The organism is Ruegeria sp. AF3, assembly GCF_056536285.1.
Genome location: NZ_JBQFJM010000004.1, coordinates 123,638 through 143,817, shown reverse-complemented (window position 1 = coordinate 143,817; position 20,180 = coordinate 123,638). Strand labels below are relative to the sequence as shown.

Here is a 20,180-nt window from a genome sequence, read left to right as displayed (position 1 = left end):
TATCGGGCAGCCCGATCCGGTTTTCGTCATTCTGTTGGCTCGAAATCACCTGGTTTCCAGCTTTTGTCGAACCAGGGCTCTAACGGGCCGTAAAGGCGCAGCAGCACATTGAAACTACGGTCCGGCAAGGTTTGAACCCAGTTGCCTTCGTGCCCCTCCGGCGGTTCGGGAGAGAACCAAACGGTATAGCTGCCATCGTCATTTGGCCGCAGGTCCGGGCTGTTGCTGTCCACTCCGCCGCTTTTTTGATCGGTTTCTAGGATCGACCGGGTCTGACCGCTGTAAACCATGAAGGACCAGAAATTCTTCGCAGGCACCGGCCCAGGAAGAGTGACGGTGTAGGTTTTGCCGCCATCCAGATAATCGCCGTTCACATCCTTGGCCGCAACTTCGTAAACCGAGCCGCTACCGACCGGTGGGGAAGTCATTGCCGGAGTTATTCCGGTGGCATAGTAGAAAAAGAACGTCCGGTCGTCGAACATCCGCGCGCCGCTTTCCTCGAACGTGTAGCTCTGCCTCTGGAATGGAGAGTTCCACTGCCGGTCCTCATAGAAAAAGGTTGCAGGGTCGCGCGGGCTGAAGTTCAACGTCCGGGCTGTGGCATTACCGATGGCAGCGGCTTCGGTAAGGATTTTCCGCATCCTTTCATCAGGCTCGAAAGGCTCACCCTTCTTGATCCCGATGGACGCGAATTTTCCGACAATTTCCGGGTCAAAAGCGCCCACTGGTTCCTTCTGGATAGCGTGATTTATTTCGTCGTAGAATTCGAAATTATTGGCGTGAACAGTATTGTATTGCACACCCGTCAGATCGTGAAAAACCTCGTCGGGTGGACTATCTGCCTGTGACAGCAGGTAAATCTTCAACCCTTCCTTGACACGTGCCACCGGACCTTCGGTACTGCCATCCGGGTCCGGTGAAGCGCGTAAAATCAGCCAGTGGTCGTAGGTCTTGGTTCGGAAGATGAAATACTCGTTCTCCGGCAGGTCACCTTCGTAATCGTTTGGAACGATCAGATATTTGCCGCCTTCACCTTTGTCGGGGCCGACCGCGCCGATATCGGTAACGTATTCAAACGCCGCGTCATCCAAGATTCCAAGCATTCCAGCGGGGGCTTCTATCACAACCGGCCCATCGGACACATCAACTTGCGATGCGATATAGATTGTCGTGGTATTCGGGGTCAGCCAGATCGACCGCGCATCCATCAGGCCAGAGTGAATGATCACATCATTTGGTTCGACGCCCTGGTCCCGGTATCCTTTTAGCAACCCCTGAACCGACGCGATCTGGATACCGTCCAGAAAGGCGGTAACGCCACGTGTAAGGTCCAGATTGTCGTAAATCTTGGCAACGGTATCCTCCAAGGGCATTCCGTCAAAGAACCGCAGCTCACCCAAGGCCTCGGTCTGTACAAGGTCCGGTGTCATCACCCCCTCAGGCACTTGCGCCGCATATTTGCGGTCCGATTGCGGAGGATACACAGGATCGTTTTCGGCATGCACATGATTGGACAATAAGACGGTACTACCCATCAATGCTGCAAATAAGATTCGTGATGACACTGGCAATCTCCTGATTTGGTCAGAGTATTTGGCGCAGACCCGTCAGGTCTGCGTCGCTTCACAGTTGTTTATTGCGTTACTTTCTCGACATCTGGCAGCTTCCAACCGCTTTCGATCCAGCCGTCCGACGGCCCGTAAAGACGGAACAACAAAAAGAAATCTTCGCCCGTCGGGATCCAGTTGCTTTCCAAGCCCTCAGGTGGCTCGGGTGCGAAATACACATCAGCCGAGCCATCCTCGTTCACCTGCATATCCGGCAGGTTCGGCGTTGCCAGACCAACCCGTTCGTTCCCGGTGACAAAACCTTTGGACTGCATCGAGTAAACAATGACAGACCAGAAGTCATCGGCGGGCGTATCCGCGGGAACCGTCAGTTTGTAGGTATCCGTTCCATTCAGCGGTGACCCTTGTGAATCGTTCAGGCCGGTCAGATAGAATGTCCCACCACCAAGGTTCTTGGGCAGATAGGTGATCCAGGAATAAGACCCTCCTGCCCGGTCGTCGATCAACACCATCTCATCCGAGACATAGGGAAACCCGGCCTCAGGCTGGCCTTCGGCGAAGTCCCAGATGCCCCACTGTCTGTCTTCCCAAATCGGGATCACGGATTTGGTGATGAAATGTTCCTGCATGGTGTCATAGGCGCATTTCAGGCCTTCCAGCAATGCCTCCTGCATTTCAGCGTCAGGCTCGAAAGGTTGACCGCGAACCATCCCCAACGAGGCCAGCATCGCCATCATGACCTTATCCTGTTCAAGCACCGGCTCGCGTTGAATCACCTCATTCATGTCAGTGAAATAGGTCATGTCATAGACTGGCAAAGTGTTCACCGGGTTCTCTTTGACATCCACGAATTTGGTCGGAGGCGGGTTGTCTGCCTGCGCCAGCGGATACCATTGCAGAGTTTGTGCGTATGCCGCCTGATCTGCATGGGTGCCACCATTCTTAGCGACTGGGCGGAAGGCAAAATGCACACCAAAGGTGTTGGATTTCAGAACGTAATACCCATCCTCGGGCACGTCCCCGTCATAGCCTGGAGGCAGGATCAGATATTTGCCGCCTTTGCCCTCATCCGATCCGGTTGTTCCCACATCCGCCAACGGAACCTGCCATCCGTCAGTGATGGTACCGAAAAACGCAGCCTTTTCTGCGGCAGGCGGTACGTCGATCACAATCGGACCATCCTTGGTCGTCAACCCGCCAAACGTATACGGTGTCACGTCATTGGCGGTCAAAAAACCGTGACGGCTGTCCATCGGCTCGGACATATAGCCCAGCGTACCGAACTCGGCGCCCGCATCTCGCTGAAGCGACAACTCGATATCATAGACACTGACCGCGGGAATGGCCCAGATTGCTGCTTCACACGCCCGACGCACCACAATGTCGCGTTGAAGGTCGGACATCTCTGCCGCACTTGGCACAGATTGAAGCAGCAGACCGGATATTGTTGCTGCTGTGAAAGTTATGGATTTCAAGTTAGACACCATCATCTCCCAAAGGTTGCGGCATGGAAAAAGTCTTTTCTAAATAGTTTCATAATTTTGAATAGGAGGTGTATCATTTCACGACAAATAGCGAAAAATGTTAGGCCAGATGAATTTACCCCCAATGATCAGCGCGAAATCACTCGGCGAAATGCCGGGTTTCACGCTGGAACATCTCGGCGCACGTGCTCTGGATCGCGCCATGGAAGCTGCCGGATTGCCACATCAGTTTACCGAACGGCGCGAGGGATATATCCCCGAATACGTACTGGCATCCTTTGTTCAGCAGGTCGGCCAACAGCTGGGTGAAGATAATATCGGTTTGTTATGGGCCCCGGTTCTGACAGTCGCGGATTATGGAAAATGGGGCGATTACGTTCTGGGCGCGGCAACGCTGGGCGGTGCGTTATCCCGAGCTCGGAATGTCATGCCCCTGCATTCATCTGGTGACAGAACGCAGCTTCGTCTGATCGGCAACAATGCAGTCTACCGCTATGAATTTGAGTTGCGTAGCCACCCTGCCTACGCCCAGATTGCATTCTCGGCGCTTGGTGCGATGCTCAGCCTCTTTCGGCATTTCCTCGGTCCGCGCTGGCGCCCGACACGCCTTCACTGCGATATGCCTCCGATTAGAAGGGCAGACGATGCCGAAATCGCATTCGGGTGTCCGATTCATTGGAACAAAAAGGCGTTGGAAATCTGTTTCCCACGACATCTTCTGACGGCCAGCGCACCCGCAAGCCCTGTCTGTGTATCCACGATCGAAGACATCGTGCGCGAAAGAGCAGGAGGCCCGCCGCGCGATTTTCATCAGGTCGTTGAATCAGTATTACTGATGCAGCTCAAGGAGCAGAATATCTGTATCGACCGAACTGCATGGGCGCTGAATATATCTGTTCGAAGTTTGCAACGGAAATTGGAACAGGAAAACACTACATTCCGCACCCTGACCAGCGAAGTGGTTGTTACTCGCGCGAAAGAGCTACTTCGGCACGGGGGTATGTCCGTGAAGGCGATCTCGCTTGAGCTCGGCTATTCCAGCCAGAACAATTTCAGCCGGGCATTCAAGGATAGGGTTGGGCTGTCACCGACGCAATATCTGAACCGGTCTTGTCAGAAGGGAACCGGTTGAGGCAGCAGGGTGGCATTGCCAAATTGAATTTCAGCAATCGGCGGCTTAGGCATTTTGGATGAAGTTTCCTACAGATACGCCCCGCCTCAAAGGCTTCCGTTTCCCACGATCGGTGGTTGCGTATGCGGTCTGGGCGTATCACCACTTTGCTTTGAGCACGGCTGATGTTGAAGATCTTCTTGCCGAACGCGGTGTTATTGTCAGCCGGAAAACCGTTCGGCTCCGGGTTAACCGGTTTGGCCGCCATTTTGCAGCCTGTATCAAACGCGATCGTCCTCGGCCAAATGACAAGTGGCACCTGGATGAGGTCGTGATCATGATCGCGGGTGAACGGTTCTGGTTTTGGCGCGCGGTAGATGCTGATGGCGATACGCTTGATATCCTTGTCCAGAGGTAGCGCAATGCAAAGGCTGCCAGGCGATTTCTACAGCGTTTGATCAGCGCATATGGTGACCCGCGTGTTGTCATCTCAGATAAGTTGCGCAGCTATATCAAATCGATAAAGAGCTTGGCTCCTTCGGCCAACCACAGAGCACATAAAGGACTGTACAGCCGTGCAGAAGGATCGCATCGACCGACGCGAAAACGAGAGAAGATCATGGGCCGGTTCAAGTCACCAGCGCACGCTCAGAGGGTTCTGGTAGCTCTCGATCAGATCAACACAATCTTCCGACCCCGCTGCTACATAATGAGCTCAAACCACTATCGTCATGCCAGAGCCGATGCATTTGACCTGTGGCACAGCTACGCTCTCGAAATGACCGCACAATCAGGCCCAGATACTCGCTTACACGGACCCTGTTGCATGGATCAGAGCTGGGGCGAATTGACCCCAGACCCAACACTTCAGAAAACGCGCTCAAATTCTGCACGACCGAGATGTCATGCGGTTGAGTGCTTTTGATACAATTCGCGCTTCAGCTATTTGAGTGGAAAGGTCACGCGCTTGCAGGCGATCGCCGATAACCTGTTTTCACCTGCCAATCTGTGCTTCAACCTTTGATCTCTGGTTGTATCCTGTCTCAGTTTGCCAATTCAATCTGCCATGTTCAGTGATGGCATTGATGTGGTGATTGCGCCGTACATTCTCACCGCGAACCGCGTTCTTCGGCGGAGGGATAACGATCTCTATCTCAGTCCCGAATTTGTCCTCCAAGAAATCAACAACACCCTGACCGTCATACGCTCCATCCGCCAGAAACTGGCTCACATCGGCATCAACATCAGTGACCAATTCTGGCAGCGCCGTTTCATCGCCCACATGTTCAGTGGTCTGCTCCGCTGCGGCGATATCGCCCGTTTCCGGATTAAGGGCGACGTGGAGCTTGCGCCAAGTTTTGCGGGCTTTCCGGGTGCCGTGTTTTTCCTGCGTCCAAAAAAGCATGATTTCGCGCCCAAATGACATTCTTTAGCTATACGTACCTGTACGTTCTGTCCGACGTCGAATTTCAGCTGCCAATTATCCATTCAACGCCGGGTCAAACGGTAGCAACAGTGCGCTGAGTCAAATCCGGTGACCCATAAACCACGCTCGAAGGCCGATTTCAGCGAGTTGCGCACGCGCAGGCGCGCATCCAGCGCCGCTTGAGGGTTCTCGGACAGCAGTCGATCCAGATCACGCGGAATTGCAATCGTTTCCTCGGGATCAGTTTGTAGAGGTTTTTGACCCGTCGTAGCCAACGCAGACACGTGAGGTGATACCAAATCCCACTCCGCGACAAGTCGGTCTGATGGGATGCCCGCGTTGATACCTTGCATCTTGCCGTAGTAGTCCTCGCGATAAGTGCCTGCCGTTGCTCCCAGGCGCTCAATGTTCAAAGCAGCATTAATCCGTCTGAGCGGATCATAAGTCCAGCGCACCATTGTTATGCCGCGCTCCAAGCACCATTCGCGTTGAAACCACTTCAACCGTTGACCCAGACCCATCCCTCGGCTGTCGGTGTGAACTGCCAGACGGTGCGAGTGCTGAATACCTGCTTCACTGCTGGGAAATCCAAACAGAAAACCCAACATCCGAACACCCAGGAATGCACCTGCAACCAGACCGCCTTCGTGTTGAATCGACAGCATCAGATCGGCATTGTCCGCCGGATCGTCCTCGCCCCAGACCAGCCGCTGAAAGTCCTCGGAAGATTTCAGTTCGGCAAGACCTGCCAGTTCACGAATAACCAGCCCATTTTGTTCAGTCATGGCAAAATCTCTTCGGAAGCATCGGTGACCGTATCTAAAAAGCCATAATCCAATGTGACGCCAATTCCCGGGCCGTTTTTAGGAACGGGCATTCGACCATTCGAAGCCTCTAAAGGTTCGTTGATGATGTCGCGGTTGAAATAGCGGCTGGCAGAGGACGTATCCCCGGGTTTGGAGAAGTTAGACATTGTGGCAAGATGAATGTTGTGGGCCCGACCGATACCGCTTTCCAGCATGCCGCCGCACCATACCGGAACATCAAAGGCGGCACAGGTGTCGTGAATGGCGCGTGCAGAAATATAGCCGCCTACGCGACCAACCTTGATGTTAATGACACGCGCGGCGTCCATTTCAAGTGCGATCCGTGCGTCCCGGGCCGAGCGGATGCTTTCGTCCAGACAGATTGACGTTTTGACCCGCGACTGCAATTTTGCATGATCACGAATGTCATCATATGCAAGCGGTTGTTCGATATAGTCCAGCTCGAACTCATCCAGTGCCTGCATGACCGGAGTATGGACCAATTTGTAGTCGGTGTTGGCATCCACCGTCAGCCTGATATCGGGATATTGGGACCGGACTGCCTCGACAATATTTACATCATGACCCTGGGCAATTTTGAGTTTTGTCCTTTTGTAACCCTTTTCAACGGCTTCCTGAACGCGCTCTAATGTCGTTTCAGTCGGGGCAATGCCGAGACTGACGCCGACATCCACACTATCTCCAATACCACCTAATGCGACCTGCAACGGGATACCGAGGCTTTTGGCCCACAGATCCCAAAAGGCCATCTCTACCACGGCTTTCGCCATGCGGTGGCCGCGCCAGGGAGCGAGGATCGGTTCCAATTCAAAAGGAGAAGAGAAGCGTTTACCCACAATCTGAGGCAACAAGACATTGCGCAGGAAATCCAGTGCACCTGCAATGGTTTCCTCCAGATAGTCGGGCTGGGGATCCATCACGGCTTCGGCCACGCCTTCTATCCCCTCTCCTTTAAGAACAACCAAGGGGAAGGTCTTGGCCGTCATGGTGCCGGTTGAGATCACAAATGGAGTCAGCAGTGGCAGGCTGACGATACGCAGCTGGGCACTTTCGATACGGATACCGGGTCGGAGGGCCGCATTGGTGTTGGTCAAGACAGCAGTCATTTTCAAAAACCTATTGAAGGAAGGTCACATCACCTTGGCGATGAAACGTCGGAACTCGTCCGTTCGGGGATTGGTGAACATCTCTTCGGGCGGACCCTGTTCTGCGATGCGTCCCTGGTGCAGAAAAACCACCTCCGAGGACACTTCGCGGGCAAACCCCATCTCATGTGTGACCACGATCATGGTGGTTCCCTCGGCGGCCAGAGATTGCATCACTTTTAGGACTTCTCCCACAAGCTCCGGATCCAAGGCCGAGGTTGGTTCATCGAACAAGATCGCGTCGGGTTCCATCGCCAGCGCACGGGCTATCGCCACCCGTTGCTGCTGACCACCCGACAATTGCGACGGATACATCTGCATCCGCTCTTCCAGCCCGACCCGGCGCAATAATGCTTCGGCCCGGTCGCGAGCTTCGGCTTTGCTTTCCCGTTTGACCTGGACCGGGCCTTCCATGACATTTTCCAGCACCGTTCTGTGAGACCACAGGTTGAACTGCTGAAAAACCATTCCCAGACATGCTCTGATGCGCTCGATATGGCGCACGTTCTGGGGGCGTCCATTTTTGACGTGAATTTCCTCGCCATGCACGGTCACTTTGCCGGAGGTCGGTGTTTCGAGAAAATTGAGACAGCGCAGGAACGTGCTTTTGCCCGAGCCTGAAGATCCCAAAATCGAGATAACATCGTGCTTGCGGGCTTCAAGCGATACCCCTTTCAGCACTTCGAGATTGCCAAAGGATTTGTGAATGTCGTCGGCTTTCAAAATGATATCCGGATGTGTCATTCTGTGGCGTCCTTAGGAATTGGTGTTGGCGCAACTGGTTTCGTACGCGCATTGATATGCTTGCTGAGCCCCAGTTCGGCCTGCCGCCATAGGAAAACAAAGACGGCCGTCAAACACAGGTAAATTACCGCAGCCCAGAGGTAGACCGAGAAGTCGAAACTGCGGGAAAAGATCTGACGGGTACGCCCCATCAGGTCGAAGACAGTGATGACGCTGGCCAGGGCGCTGGCTTTCATCAGCAAGATGACTTCGTTTCCGAGTGCGGGCCAAGCAATGCGGTAGGCATGTGGGAATGTCACACGACGCAAAGTCTGGACCTGGTTCATACCAATTGCCTTTGCGGCCTCTATCTCACCTTGCGGCACACCCAAGATACCGCCACGCAAAATTTCGGTCTGGTAGGCCGTCGAATTCAACGCGAACGCCAGCAGCGCGCAATTGAACGGGTCGCGGAAAAACCACCACAGGCCCCATTCCTGCAATATGGGTCGGAACTGTCCCGATCCATAAAAGACAAGAAATAATTGGGCCAAAAGAGGCGTTCCGCGCATAAATGAAATGTACAGTCGCAGCGGAGCCTGTGCCCAAGGCGAAGCCTGGGTGCGTATCAACGCTAACCCCGGAGCTGATAGCGCGGCAATAAATGCCCCCAGCAGCGTCAGCTTTATCGTCATTACGGTCCCGTCCAGCAGGCGCGGCCAGTACTGCATAAGGATGTCGAAGGGGTTCATCTCAGGCCCTCCGGATGCCGCTATTGGCCCGGCGTTCCATTCTAGCCAGCACAAGTTCGGACAGGACGCACAAGGACCAATAGATCAGGCAGGCCAGAAGGTAGAATGTAAAGGGTTGCTTGGTGACGCCGACTGCCACCTTGGTCATCCGCATCAGATCGTTCAGAGCGATCACCGAAACCAGTGCGGTGTCTTTCAGCAGATTGATCCACAGGTTGCCAAGACCTGGCAGCGCAAAACGCCAGATCTGCGGCAATTCGATCCGCCGGAATATCTGGCCCTGAGTCATGCCGATCGCCTTCCCGGCTTCCATTTGCCCTGGGCTCAACGACTGAAACGCGCCACGCAGCACTTCTCCGGCAAATGCACCGAACACCATCCCCAACGCGACAACACCGGCAAGGAACGGGCTGAAATCGGTCGGTGTCGCGTCGGGGGTCCACCACATCGCAAGCTGGTTCCACATCAGACCAACGCCGTTGTAGACGACAAACAGCGTCAGAATTTCGGGAAGCCCCCGCATCAATGTCGTGTAACCAAAACCAATCGCCTTCAAAACGCTCAAGCGTGACATCGAGGCGAACGCGGCCAGAAAGCCAAGGAGCAAACCTACGGGCAGCGTGACAATTGCCAGCTGCACCGTGACGGCCAGACCCCGCAGGATTTCATCCCCCCAGCCCGTATCGCCGTATGAAAAAAGTTCAAGCAATGATCCGTCTTTCTGCCAGAGGGATGGGGGTTCTTACTTCATCGTGTAGACATCAATGTCGAAATACTTGTCATTGATTGCCTTGTATGATCCATCCGCGCGCATTTCAGCCAACGCCGCATTCAGTTTTTCACGCAAGTCGTCATCTTCCTGACGTACGGCGATGCCAACACCTTCGCCGACAAATGCGGGGTCGGTGATCGGTTCGCCGGCGAGCTCGCAACACAAACCGTCCTCCGTTTTGGAGACCCAATCCAGCATGGGCAGCATATCACCCACCTGCATATCGATCCGACCGGAGGCCATATCCAAATTCACCTCGTCCTGTGTCGGGTACAAGCGGATATCGGCGTCGGGATAGACGGCCCCAATGAAGTCAGCCTGCGTGGTACCTGACTGGGCACCAATCACCTTGTCGGCCAAGGCATCGTTGGAAAACTCGGTGATGTCCGAACCTTTGGGTACCACATGGGTCATTGCGGCCAGATAGTAAGGGTCGGTGAAGTCCACTTGTTTCTTGCGTTCTTCCGTGATGAACATAGACGCAATGATGAAATCATACTTGTTGGCCAAAAGACCCGGGATGATTCCGTCCCAGTCCTGTGCAACGACCGTACATTCCTCGCCGATGCGCTCGCATAGCTCCAGGCCGATCTCGACGTCAAATCCGACGATGTTTCCATCCGCTTCGATATAGTTGAACGGAGGGTAGGCGCCCTCGGTGCCAAGACGCAGGCCCTCGGCCTGAGCCGCCGCCGCTGTCAGAGCGGTTGTCGCAAGTACAGCGGCCAAATTGGTTTTGAGCTTCATTGAGGTTTCTCCCTGTCAGATGTTGGATTCTTCAAGTTTCAATCAGGCTTGCCGGATCACCCACGTGACCAATGAACTTTCCATAAAGCTCTGCGGTTCGCTTCAGGCGCGGCTCCACCGCCATGCCCAATTCAACGAACACGCCGTTCAGCAGAAGGTTGCTGAAACTCGCCATATGCGCGGTTGAGTCCCAAAACTGGTTGAACTGGGTGGGAATGGCAAACACCTCCGTGGATGCGTCCGACCCCCAGTCGCAAAATGTGTCCGTCACTAGAGTAACCGGGACATCTGCGGCAATGGCCTCTTGCGCTAGAACTTTGGAAAGGCGTGAATAACGGCGGGCCTCAAAGATTATCAGGCAAGTGTCGGAGTCCGTGGCCAAAAGCTCCGCGAAATTACCCCCGGCAAGGTCCATTAGGACAACGCGATCACGTAGGTATTGGAGTTGGTTGGCAAAATATTGCGCCAGCCCGCGCTCGGTTTGGAAGCCTGCGACACAGACGGTCTCGCAGGCGCAAAGCCGCTTGACTACGTTTTGCCACTCGGGTGTCTGCGCATACTCGTAGATCTTAACCAGCGCGGAAATTTCCAGTTCCATTCCCGCGTTCAGGTGTTGTTTGTCTTTTCGAAAGGAGAGCTGCAATTCCTGCAGGCGATCACTGACCATCCAGGGCGTGTCCCCTAGATCCCTTTTCAGTTTTTCTTTGAGGTCCTTGAAACTTTTAAAGCCCATAGACCGGCAATATCGCCCAACCGTCGCTTCGCTCACGCCAACCCGTTCTCCAAGGCTGGCGGCAGTTTCAAAGGGGATATTTTCAACGGCGCTCAGAATGTGAGTTGCCAAGGCTTTCTCAGCCTTCGAACCGGTGGTCAAAGATTCTGCCACAATCGCCTTAACAGAGGTTTGCAAGATCCCACTTCCCGACAGTTTTACTACAACATGTTATCGATAAAAGTTTTCTTGCAAACTGTCAACCAAAAGAGCCAGATATCGACTCAAGAGCAGTTTCGCGGGGACTGTTGCGTTAATCGCCCAATCTGGCCAAGGTCGATCTTTTGAGGTCGATCATGCGCCGGAAATCACCATTCAAGCATCACCGTTTTCCAAGCGAAATCATCCTTTGCGCGGTGCGGTGGTATCTGCGCTACCCGCTATCCTATCAGGATGTCGTTGATTTGCTCGCAGAGCGCGGGATCACCATTGATCGGTCGACCGTGTATCGCTGGGTTCAGAAGTTTGGTCCGGAGATTACCAAACGGGCCGAGAAACACTTGCGCCGGGTCAGCGTGGACTGGCATGTCGATGAAACCTATGTCCGCGTCGGCGGCAAGTGGCGCTACCTCTGGCGAGCCATCGACGCAAACGGGCAAATGATCGACTTCCGTCTGACCGCACGACGGGATGCGAAGGCGGCAAAGGCCTTTCTGAACAAGGCGATTGAGCGGGTGCGCCTGCATCGGCCGGTCGTCATTGTGACAGACAAAGCCCCGACCTACACCCGGGTCATTCGCGAGATCAACCATCGCTACGATCCGCATTTCGACAGTATCCGGCACATCGACAGAAAGTGGCGCAACAATCTGATCGAGAGCGATCATGCGGCCATGAAACGCCTCCTTGGCTATCGTCAGAGCTTTCGATCCTTGCGATCGGCCAAGGCAACCCTGAGCGGGATCGAGACGATCCGGACCATAAAACGCGGCCACGTCCATCACAAACAAGCAGGGGTCATAGGCGAGATCCAGTTCATCAGCCAACTTTTCGCGGCCGCGTGATAAACTACCCTTGTGCGGCTTAAACCGGACTGAGCAGATTAACGCAACAGTCCCCGGTCGTCCAACCGACCCATCGCAATCGGTCAAAAATAACTTGGCGATACCCAGGATAGGTGTGTCCGGTAAGTCGCTAACTCTGTCCGTCCCAAAAGTTTGCGACACATCCGCAGAACGGTATAGAAATTGCCCGCTTGTTAGAGTAACGATCATTATATAGCCATTGTGATCATTATCTAAGTAGTGCGAAAAACCCGCTATCATATCTGATAAGTTTCCCTTATCATGATTGATTGATTTCGCCGGAAAATGCGCGCAGAATGTGCCTCATGAAGCCTCTTGCGCCTTATCTCCCCAGCCCCTCCCCTGCCCTCTCGGACACAGATCAGGAGGCGCTCACTGATCTTTATGTGCGCGGCACACCGGAAAACACGCTGCGCGCCTATGAACGGGATCTGCTTTATGTCACCGCCTGGAAGTTCGCGCGGTTCGCGGCGACGCTGGACTGGCCGGAATCTGAGGCCACCGCCCTCGCCTTCATTCTCGATCACGCCCGGGATCTCAACGACGCGCCGCCTGAAGACCGAGCGCGACAGGTGGCAGAAGCGCTGATCGCGCAGGGGCTGCGCAAGTCCCTCGCCTGCCCGGCCCCGTCAACGCTGGACCGGCGCATCGCCTCCTGGCTTGTCTTTCATCGAATGAAGAACCTGACCAGCCCATTCGGTGCGCCGCAGGTGAAGCAGGCCCGAGCCAAGGCGCGCCGGGCAGCAGCCCGGCCCCCTGCCCCGAAATCCGCCCATCCCATCACCCGCGATGTGCTGGAACAGTTGCTGGCCACCTGTCGGGGGTCCCGGCGGGATTGTCGCGACCGGGCGATCCTGATGTTGGGTTGGGCTTCTGGTGGTCGACGGCGCTCGGAGATCACCGGGTTGATGTTTGAAGACGTCTCGCTGAAGGAGTTCGACGAGAAAAGCCTGGTTTGGATTTCACTGCTGGAGACCAAGACGACAACCAAAGGTGAAACGCCGCGGCTGGTGCTGAAAACCCGCGCAGCTCAGGCGCTGGTCCATTGGATCGAGGTTGGACAGATTAAGAACGGGCCACTGTTCAGACCAGTCTCAAAATCGGATCGTGTGCTGAAACGTCGGCTTACGCCGGACGCTATCTATCAGATCGTCAAACATCGCCTCCAGTTGGCCGGGTTGCCGGAGGACTTCGCCTCGCCGCACGGTCTGCGTTCTGGGTTCCTAACCCAAGCCGCACTGGACGGCGCCCCGATCCAGGCTGCGATGCGCCTGTCTTTGCACCGCTCCATGGCCCAGGCGCAGAAGTACTATGACGACGTCGATATCGCCGAAAACCCGGCGACGGACTTATTGGGGTAACCGTTCGCCAAAAACCAACTCGCACCATAAGGACGCCCTACTCCCAGCCAACAGCTCCGAACCCGAATATTCGCTGGCAAGAATTCGATTGCGCATTAGTCGGATTCGTTTCTGAAGCGTGATCGCTCATCTGGATTCCATTCAAGTTACGCAGATCAAATTCCAATCTTCAGCTATTGGACTTGTCGCGGATGAAAGCCTCTTCAATGGCTGAAGTAAATGTTTCGGTTGCGCCGGCAGATATGCAGCCAGTTCGGGTGGTTAAAACGACCTCTGAGTGAGGGGATTACCAAAATTGCCAATTGGCAATTTTTTCGAAAGACCGACATTGCAGGGAAATTGCCAATTGGCAATTTCCAGCTTCGCTTCAGTAGATCAGTCTCGATCTGTGTCGAAATGCCTGTCCAAGAAGATCGAAAAGACCTCTTGCAGTTCATCTTTGCGTACGTCGGTCGGAAACTCCAACACGATCTTTTTGCCTTTGCGCTTGTATGTCATCGCAGGCTTTTCGGGTGACGATTGAAGAGTAACTGGATCTGCTTTTATCGAAGCAGGAGGTTTCAACGCTGCCTTGAAGACATTCATGACCTGCACGCCGTCACGGCTGACCCCATCCGTTGCCATCTGCCTCGCAGTTTCTAACAGTTTCTCACGATCCTCGGGCCGACCCAGAAACGGCTTTAGCGTACGGGCGTGCAGTTCTTTGATCTCTCGGATCGAAGGGAATGCCTCAACGATCTCGTTCGGCAACTTGGCGAGTTGCAGGTAACGTGAAAGCCAAGCCTCACTGACCTCTAGCCGTACGGCCATCGCCTTTTGCTTACCACCGTAGTAACGAGTCACAGCGTCTGCATAGTCACGAGCACGCTCATAGTCGGAGATATCTTCTCTGTCGCGGTTCTCGATATCGCCCAATCGAAAAGCTTCTTCATCGGTCAACTCTCGAACATCCACCAAGTAGCGAAACTGTGGATAGTTATTTGCGCGTAGCCAGTTGATTGCAAAATGCCGCCGTGCACCGCAAATCACTTCATACGGCTGCTTTGGATCGCTTGTCTTGCGCACGATAGCTGGAAACTCTTGCCGACCCTGACTGCGGATTCCGTCAATCAAATCTCGACAGTTGTCCTCCGATAGTAGGTCATACGCCCGGTTATGTCGCTCCCACATACGGCATTCTCCGGGATCAACCCACCTCAGGGACTTCTCCTCGATATCCCCCGACATCCGTTCCGCAACTCTGTTAGAGCGGTTTAGAAAGCGAGCGCCAGCGCGTTCGGCTTTGGGGGCAGGGCCGCTATCGAGACCGCTTAGTACGTCATCGAATATTGCGTCGTGTTTCTTGCTCATAACACTCCCTCCTTGCGCAATGCAGTATGGTGACTGGGCCAGGTTTTGCGCATCAAAACTTCAACCTCGCGTCCCACCGCGTCCAGATATGCCCGACAGCGTTTGTGGGTTTCTGTACGAGCTGCTGGTCCCGTAATCTCGTACACCGTGCCCAAGTTCGCTGTGGCGTTATCAATCTCGGCGCTGTCTTTCAGAACACTGGCCAACATGTCTTGGGGAAAAACCGCGTCCATCATTCGTTTGATGGCTGCATGCGCAGATTTGTTGTCGTTCATCTTGGTGGCCAGAATCTTGACGAATGAATAATCACGAGCTCCGCCATGTTGAGCTAGTTCATTCAACGTTGCGCCCATCATCTTCAAAAAATGGGCAGTAGATCCAAAGTCGATATTATTCGGCGGGGCAGGGATCACCATCGCGTTTGCTGCTCGAAGCACTGAAAGAGAAATCATTCCCAGCGCAGGCGGCGGGTCTAGAAGGATTACGTCGAATTGATCGGCTATGGTGCTGATCCCATCCCGCAAACGGTCCAACACAAAAACTTGATCCCTGGCCATCCGAGCTGCGAATTCATACTCAGCGTCATAGAGACCGAGGTTTGCAGGGATGAGCGCAATGCCAGGCCAATACGTAGCGCGTAAAGCATAATGAAGCGTCTGCGGCCCACCATGCTGAAAGAATGGGTAAAGCGTATCTTCAGTCTCATCCACATCAATGTCAGGATTCAGGCCAAAGATCGAAGTCGTTGAAGCTTGGCTGTCGCAATCGATAACGCAAACTCTATAGCCTTTAAGCGCGAGGAACTGGGCAAGATGGGTCGTTACTGTCGACTTTCCAACGCCACCTTTGAATGACTGAACTGACAATACCAGTGTTGGATCATCTGTTGCACGATGAGGTAGTGTACCGAACACTTCCCGCATCCGGTTTATGTCAGACAGTGAGTACCCGGTCCTTCTTCCAGTGACTGGGTCTTTTTCCGGCTCAGGCAAGCGGCCGTCCGCTTCAGCATCACGGATTAACTTCTCTGATCGACCTACCATCTCGGCAGCGGAGCGAACATTAAAATTTAGGTTTAGCGTTTTCTCAGTGTCGGGGGAGAATACTCGATCGCGCAATCGCTCCATCACGGTACTTGCACGATCAGATAGTTGCTCAATCTCATCCAGCCCAACAGGAGGCAAGGGGGAGGTGGTCATAGGTTTTGTCCTGTAGAAATCTGCCTTTCGTGAATCATGCCCGGAATGGTGAATCGGCTCAAGTGTGGTTTTTGAGGCAGATCACGTAAAAAATGGGAAATTCGAAGGCAAAGGCCACAGGAGCGGAAATTGGGGGTAACCGGAGGTCATTAGTAACAACATTCTAACTCAGAATATCTAATACGGGTGAAGTTGATGTCTGACGATGTTGCCTGGTACCAATCCCCAAAAAACAAAATATAAAAAACAATCTTGTTCAAGATTCTTGGATTCAAATGTTCATACGAGTGTTATTGCTTTAAAATCAATGCTTTGTCGTATGTTTCCCTTACATATCGGGCGCAAATCCTTACAGATTGGGGTGCTTTGCCTTACGTTTCGGATGGTTAAAGCTTACATTTCGGGACGGGCGTAAATCCTACTTTTGGGGACGGATCAGGTGATTCGAAAAACCCTTGTTTTATTGGGTTTTGTGAGCCTTCCTTCGAATCACACGAGCCTCGATGTTGATTCGAAAAATTACAGATTGGGTGCTGGACCGAGACAACGGTGATGGCTATGCTTACATCATACGCCATACAAAAGTAATAATTAGGTGTTGGGCAGTACATGTCAAAAAAACCATACCGCACTTTGGACGCACGGCCAAATTCTGAAAGCTTGGTCAAGCCTGGTGAGCTTGTAGACGTGATTGAGGTCACACCGCTGACGCTTAATGATCGGCGGATCTACAATCAGCTTTTGGAAAACGCTTGGGATGCCATCGACAAGCCTGTCAGCCATGTTATCCAAAAATCCATGCTGCGTGGGTCGCATAACTCGAACGACAGGGTAGGGGAGTCTATTGAGCGATTGATGTCCGCCATTGTGAAAGTGGAAGTTGTATGGGATGGCGAACCTGCGGTCGAACGGGTCCAGTTGTTGGGTGGTAACGTGGAAACAGTGCGAAGCGATGGGCTAATTGAATACGAGATCCCGGCGCGGTTGCGCAAAATTATTTCCAATTCGACAGTTTTTGCCCGATTGCAGCGCGAGATCATGTTCGCACTGAGTTCGAAATATGCGCTGACGTTGTATGAGATCGTACAGAAGCGCGGCAATCTGCGCTGGCGCTCATCCGAGAAGTTTTCCGTCGATGATCTGCGCGGCATTCTAGGTGTACCAAAGGGGAAGCTAACCAACTGGAGCAACTTGAAACTACGCGCGATCGAACCTGCAATTGCTGAAGTCAATGCGCTGTCGGATTACATGGTGGCGATCGATCCAATAAAGACCGGGCGCCGTGTGACTCACGTCGAATTGCGCTGGTGGAAAAAGGACGGAGAAGGGCAGGGGGCTGCGGAGCGCGCGCTTAAGTTTTCGTCCGTTGGACGTAAGGCAAAAGCTCAAGAACAGGAAGAAAACGTTCAAATGCCCGTTGCTCCAAGCATCAAACCGCGTCCGGCCTGGCTAGAAAAAAGAGGTGACGCCTTAAAGACCGAAACCTACGAAACTGCTCGTCTGCGGCATCCAGGGTATGACATCTACTACATTGAGGGCCAATGGCGTGATTGGTCAGCAGGAATGGAACCACCCAAAGACCCTGACCGTGCATTTCTTGCGTACATTCGGAAATTCGCTGAAGCCAACCCAATCTGACTTCCTTACGGCTTACTTAACGATTGACGATTCTTGACATGATGGCAGGTGGCTCCCATGACGGAGAAAAATGCGCCCCTGAATCGTAAGCGGATGTACGATTTTCTCGGCACTGTACGCAGTGACAATAAGCGGCGCGGAAATGTGCCTGCACTTTCAATAGGTCGGACCCTGAATTTCAATCAGTCGAAGAGGTGACCTAGGAGTTTTTCGAGTTCTTCCCTCTGCTCGGCGTGCTTTTTCGGGTTGTCCCGGATTAGGCGCTCCAGATTGAGAAGCTTCCAACGCACGGCGGGAAGATTGGCGGCCTGCGGTCGATCTATTACGGCGAAATCCGGCGCGCCATCCTGCAGACTGAGCAAGAATTGTCTGGTGGGTTTGTCGAAGCGAGATTGGATATCCGCAATCAGTTGGTTGCGCGTCGTCAGTAGGTCATCCAGGCCGACGACTGACTTAGTCATGCCCTCGAACTCACGCACATAAGGTTGATCTAGGGCAATCAGGTTGGGATTCAGCAATTCGTGTGCCGGACGTGCCGAACAGGCGATGTAGATCAGGAAAGTCCGGAACAGATCATCCGTCAGTCCTTCGTGTTCATAGAGAAGCTTTACATCATAGAGATCGCGTGGATGCTGGCGATCCACGGCTGCGTGGAGCTTACCGCCGAACAAATCTTCGAATGAGACGATCTGAATTTCTGCATAGCCAAACGCGTCTGCTACAGCGTCGGAGACCGCCCGGGTTTCGGGGTCGTGAACAACGCCGCGCGTGACTGGCGAGGTTTCGATTTTGACTTCTGCACCTTCCAGACGCGCAAGCACGCGGGTGGCGCCGCCCCCACCTCCTTTTATTCTTTGAGCCTTGGCCCCGTTGATGCCCCTTTCGATCGACTTAGCGATACGATCCATGGCTTCGTTGATCTCGGCGAGGCTCTGTTCGCGCTCTTTTATCGGCAGATATGTCAGGTCGATATCAACCGAGAGCCGCGGTAGATCGCGATAGAAGAGGTTGATTGCTGTCCCGCCCTTGAGCGCGAATATCTCTTCCTTCGCTACGTAAGGCAATACACGCACGAGAAGGGCGACCTGGGATTCATAGTTCCTACGCGCCATTTTCTGCCTCTGTCGTGGCGAACTCTTCCGGTACCATGATACGATATCGCGGATGTATCCGGCCACCTTTGACCAATGCTCGATCCCCCGTCCCGAGGTTGAAGGCGTCAGCATCAAGTCGTTTGCGCCAGGGGTGATTGTGGCGATCCGCAAAAACGAAGAAGAGGCGCCTGATTTTTATTTTCTTGCAGCTCAACAAGAGCGCCGAGAGCAACTTAGGTCGTAGCGTCGTCAAGCCCTCGAACACCATGTCGAGGTTGTGAAAACTCTCATGGTCCGGCAATTCGTCCATAGCTTCCATGACCGCCCGTTCGGGGGCCGACATGCGCAGTTGCCAGTCCCACGGGAGGGAGTTTTCAGATTTTAGGTCGTCATTTGTAACGCCAAGTGCCTGGTCAGTGAACAACGACGTATTGCGCGTTTCTATAGGTGCATTGAGTGGCAGCTTCGTGAGCCAGTTGGGTATTTTGTAGCCATAGATCCAGATAGGGGCGTTGTCTCCCAAATGCAGGTAGTGGTCGTAGCCCTGTTGAGAGAGAGCAGTTTTGCCGCCGACATGAATATCATAGCCCATGATATGGTGCATCGAGATCAGGCAGGCCTTCCAGTCAATGGTGTTTGATGCGGGCGGATTGGGAACAGGTCGGCGGAAAACGCCGCGGTGAACGCGTTCGAGCCAGCCCCGTTTTACATAGTCGCGAAAGGTTTCGTAGGCTATGCCATGGGCGGTGAGCCAGTTGGCATCGACGAGATACCCAGCGGGCACCGAGTCGAGAACTTTCTTCAGATTTTGCGATCTTCCAGCGTTCATGACGCCCTAAATCGTATAATTTCAAAGAAAAGGCAAGAGGATCTCTTTGAAAAGTACATCTTTAAAGCGTCTATAGCGCTGAAAATAGCACATTATTAAAAACACAGCGCCACGCGGAAACCCATCGGAATACCCGGGATAAATGGAAGATTCCGGTGCCAAGGGCGGATTCCGGTCATTCTCCGCACGCGCGAACCAACCGGACTGCATTAGCAAAAGCTGACACTCAATTTGGACTGCATGCAGGCATAGTTCTGCATCAACGCAAGTCGGCTCCGAGCCCCATTGACATTTTCTGGGGCATGCTCGAACTGATCAATAGTGCGGCAAGCGGACAATCGCGGGCGGATAGACGGC

The 20,180-nt window shown here is 53.7% G+C and carries 18 protein-coding genes and 1 pseudogene; 5 read left to right on the top strand and 14 right to left on the bottom strand.

Annotated elements, in window-relative coordinates; translation table 11 throughout:
- Nucleotides 1–26: 26 nt before the first annotated feature.
- Together ACR3FC_RS21655 and ACR3FC_RS21650 are read right to left on the bottom strand one after the other, a co-directional pair.
- Nucleotides 27–1,535, bottom strand: a complete 1,509-nt coding sequence (locus ACR3FC_RS21655; RefSeq protein WP_480478601.1) for a DUF1254 domain-containing protein — start codon at nt 1,533–1,535, stop codon at nt 27–29.
- Between the two features lie 98 nt (nt 1,536–1,633).
- Nucleotides 1,634–2,971: a DUF1254 domain-containing protein gene (locus ACR3FC_RS21650; RefSeq protein WP_480478599.1), complete on the bottom strand. Its 1,338-nt coding sequence runs from the start codon at nt 2,969–2,971 to the stop codon at nt 1,634–1,636.
- Between the two features lie 190 nt (nt 2,972–3,161).
- On the opposite strand from ACR3FC_RS21650, the gene ACR3FC_RS21645 reads away from it, so the two are divergent.
- Nucleotides 3,162–4,184 carry a helix-turn-helix transcriptional regulator gene (locus tag ACR3FC_RS21645; RefSeq protein ID WP_480478597.1) on the top strand — a complete coding sequence of 341 codons (1,023 nt, stop codon included), beginning with the start codon at nt 3,162–3,164 and terminating at the stop codon, nt 4,182–4,184.
- A gap of 58 nt (nt 4,185–4,242) precedes the next feature.
- A pseudogene (locus ACR3FC_RS21640) lies at nt 4,243–4,950 on the top strand (IS6 family transposase); the annotation flags it as partial.
- 207 nt (nt 4,951–5,157) lie between these two features.
- Here the strand turns inward: ACR3FC_RS21640 and ACR3FC_RS21635 are convergent.
- From ACR3FC_RS21635 to ACR3FC_RS21600, 8 genes are all read right to left on the bottom strand, one after another.
- Entirely contained in the window at nt 5,158–5,568 is a 411-nt protein-coding gene (locus ACR3FC_RS21635; RefSeq protein ID WP_480478595.1) for a transposase, read from the bottom strand.
- A gap of 83 nt (nt 5,569–5,651) precedes the next feature.
- Nucleotides 5,652–6,374 (bottom strand): GNAT family N-acetyltransferase, encoded by a 723-nt coding sequence (locus ACR3FC_RS21630; RefSeq protein ID WP_480478593.1) that lies wholly within the window; start codon nt 6,372–6,374, stop codon nt 5,652–5,654.
- Complete coding sequence (gene menC / locus ACR3FC_RS21625) at nt 6,371–7,522, bottom strand: o-succinylbenzoate synthase (protein WP_480478591.1); 1,152 nt, start codon at nt 7,520–7,522, stop codon at nt 6,371–6,373. The genes ACR3FC_RS21630 and menC overlap by 4 nt, the downstream gene beginning before the upstream one ends.
- A gap of 24 nt (nt 7,523–7,546) precedes the next feature.
- Nucleotides 7,547–8,305: an ABC transporter ATP-binding protein gene (locus ACR3FC_RS21620; protein WP_480478588.1), complete on the bottom strand. Its 759-nt coding sequence runs from the start codon at nt 8,303–8,305 to the stop codon at nt 7,547–7,549.
- The gene (locus ACR3FC_RS21615) at nt 8,302–9,036 is read right to left on the bottom strand and encodes an ABC transporter permease (RefSeq protein WP_480478586.1); all 735 of its coding nucleotides are present in this window, start codon (nt 9,034–9,036) and stop codon (nt 8,302–8,304) included. The genes ACR3FC_RS21620 and ACR3FC_RS21615 overlap by 4 nt, the downstream gene beginning before the upstream one ends.
- Before the next feature lies 1 nt (nt 9,037).
- Complete coding sequence (locus tag ACR3FC_RS21610; protein ID WP_480478584.1) at nt 9,038–9,745, bottom strand: ABC transporter permease; 708 nt, start codon at nt 9,743–9,745, stop codon at nt 9,038–9,040.
- A gap of 33 nt (nt 9,746–9,778) precedes the next feature.
- Complete coding sequence (locus ACR3FC_RS21605; RefSeq protein ID WP_480478582.1) at nt 9,779–10,555, bottom strand: ABC transporter substrate-binding protein; 777 nt, start codon at nt 10,553–10,555, stop codon at nt 9,779–9,781.
- 31 nt (nt 10,556–10,586) lie between these two features.
- Nucleotides 10,587–11,429: a MurR/RpiR family transcriptional regulator gene (locus ACR3FC_RS21600; protein WP_480478580.1), complete on the bottom strand. Its 843-nt coding sequence runs from the start codon at nt 11,427–11,429 to the stop codon at nt 10,587–10,589.
- A gap of 194 nt (nt 11,430–11,623) precedes the next feature.
- Between ACR3FC_RS21600 and ACR3FC_RS21595 the strand changes: the two genes are divergently transcribed.
- A complete protein-coding gene (locus tag ACR3FC_RS21595) occupies nt 11,624–12,331 on the top strand; it encodes an IS6 family transposase (RefSeq protein WP_480478578.1) in 708 nt (235 codons plus the stop codon).
- Between the two features lie 326 nt (nt 12,332–12,657).
- On the top strand, nt 12,658–13,713 hold the full coding sequence (locus tag ACR3FC_RS21590; RefSeq protein ID WP_480478576.1) for a tyrosine-type recombinase/integrase: 1,056 nt from the start codon (nt 12,658–12,660) through the stop codon (nt 13,711–13,713).
- Nucleotides 13,714–14,088: 375 nt separating this feature from the next.
- Here ACR3FC_RS21590 and ACR3FC_RS21585 read toward each other — a convergent pair whose 3' ends face one another.
- On the bottom strand, nt 14,089–15,063 hold the full coding sequence (locus ACR3FC_RS21585) for a ParB/RepB/Spo0J family partition protein (protein ID WP_171238897.1): 975 nt from the start codon (nt 15,061–15,063) through the stop codon (nt 14,089–14,091).
- On the bottom strand, nt 15,060–16,262 hold the full coding sequence (locus tag ACR3FC_RS21580; protein ID WP_171238898.1) for an AAA family ATPase: 1,203 nt from the start codon (nt 16,260–16,262) through the stop codon (nt 15,060–15,062). Before ACR3FC_RS21580 ends, ACR3FC_RS21585 begins: the two co-directional genes overlap by 4 nt.
- A gap of 687 nt (nt 16,263–16,949) precedes the next feature.
- On the opposite strand from ACR3FC_RS21580, the gene ACR3FC_RS21575 reads away from it, so the two are divergent.
- A complete protein-coding gene (locus ACR3FC_RS21575; RefSeq protein WP_480478574.1) occupies nt 16,950–17,900 on the top strand; it encodes a RepB family plasmid replication initiator protein in 951 nt (316 codons plus the stop codon).
- A 182-nt stretch (nt 17,901–18,082) separates the two neighbouring features.
- On the opposite strand, the gene ACR3FC_RS21570 is transcribed toward ACR3FC_RS21575, so the two are convergent.
- Nucleotides 18,083–19,012 (bottom strand): nucleotidyl transferase AbiEii/AbiGii toxin family protein, encoded by a 930-nt coding sequence (locus ACR3FC_RS21570; protein ID WP_171238899.1) that lies wholly within the window; start codon nt 19,010–19,012, stop codon nt 18,083–18,085.
- Nucleotides 19,002–19,823: a type IV toxin-antitoxin system AbiEi family antitoxin gene (locus ACR3FC_RS21565; RefSeq protein WP_171238900.1), complete on the bottom strand. Its 822-nt coding sequence runs from the start codon at nt 19,821–19,823 to the stop codon at nt 19,002–19,004. Before ACR3FC_RS21565 ends, ACR3FC_RS21570 begins: the two co-directional genes overlap by 11 nt.
- Nucleotides 19,824–20,180 lie beyond the last annotated feature (357 nt).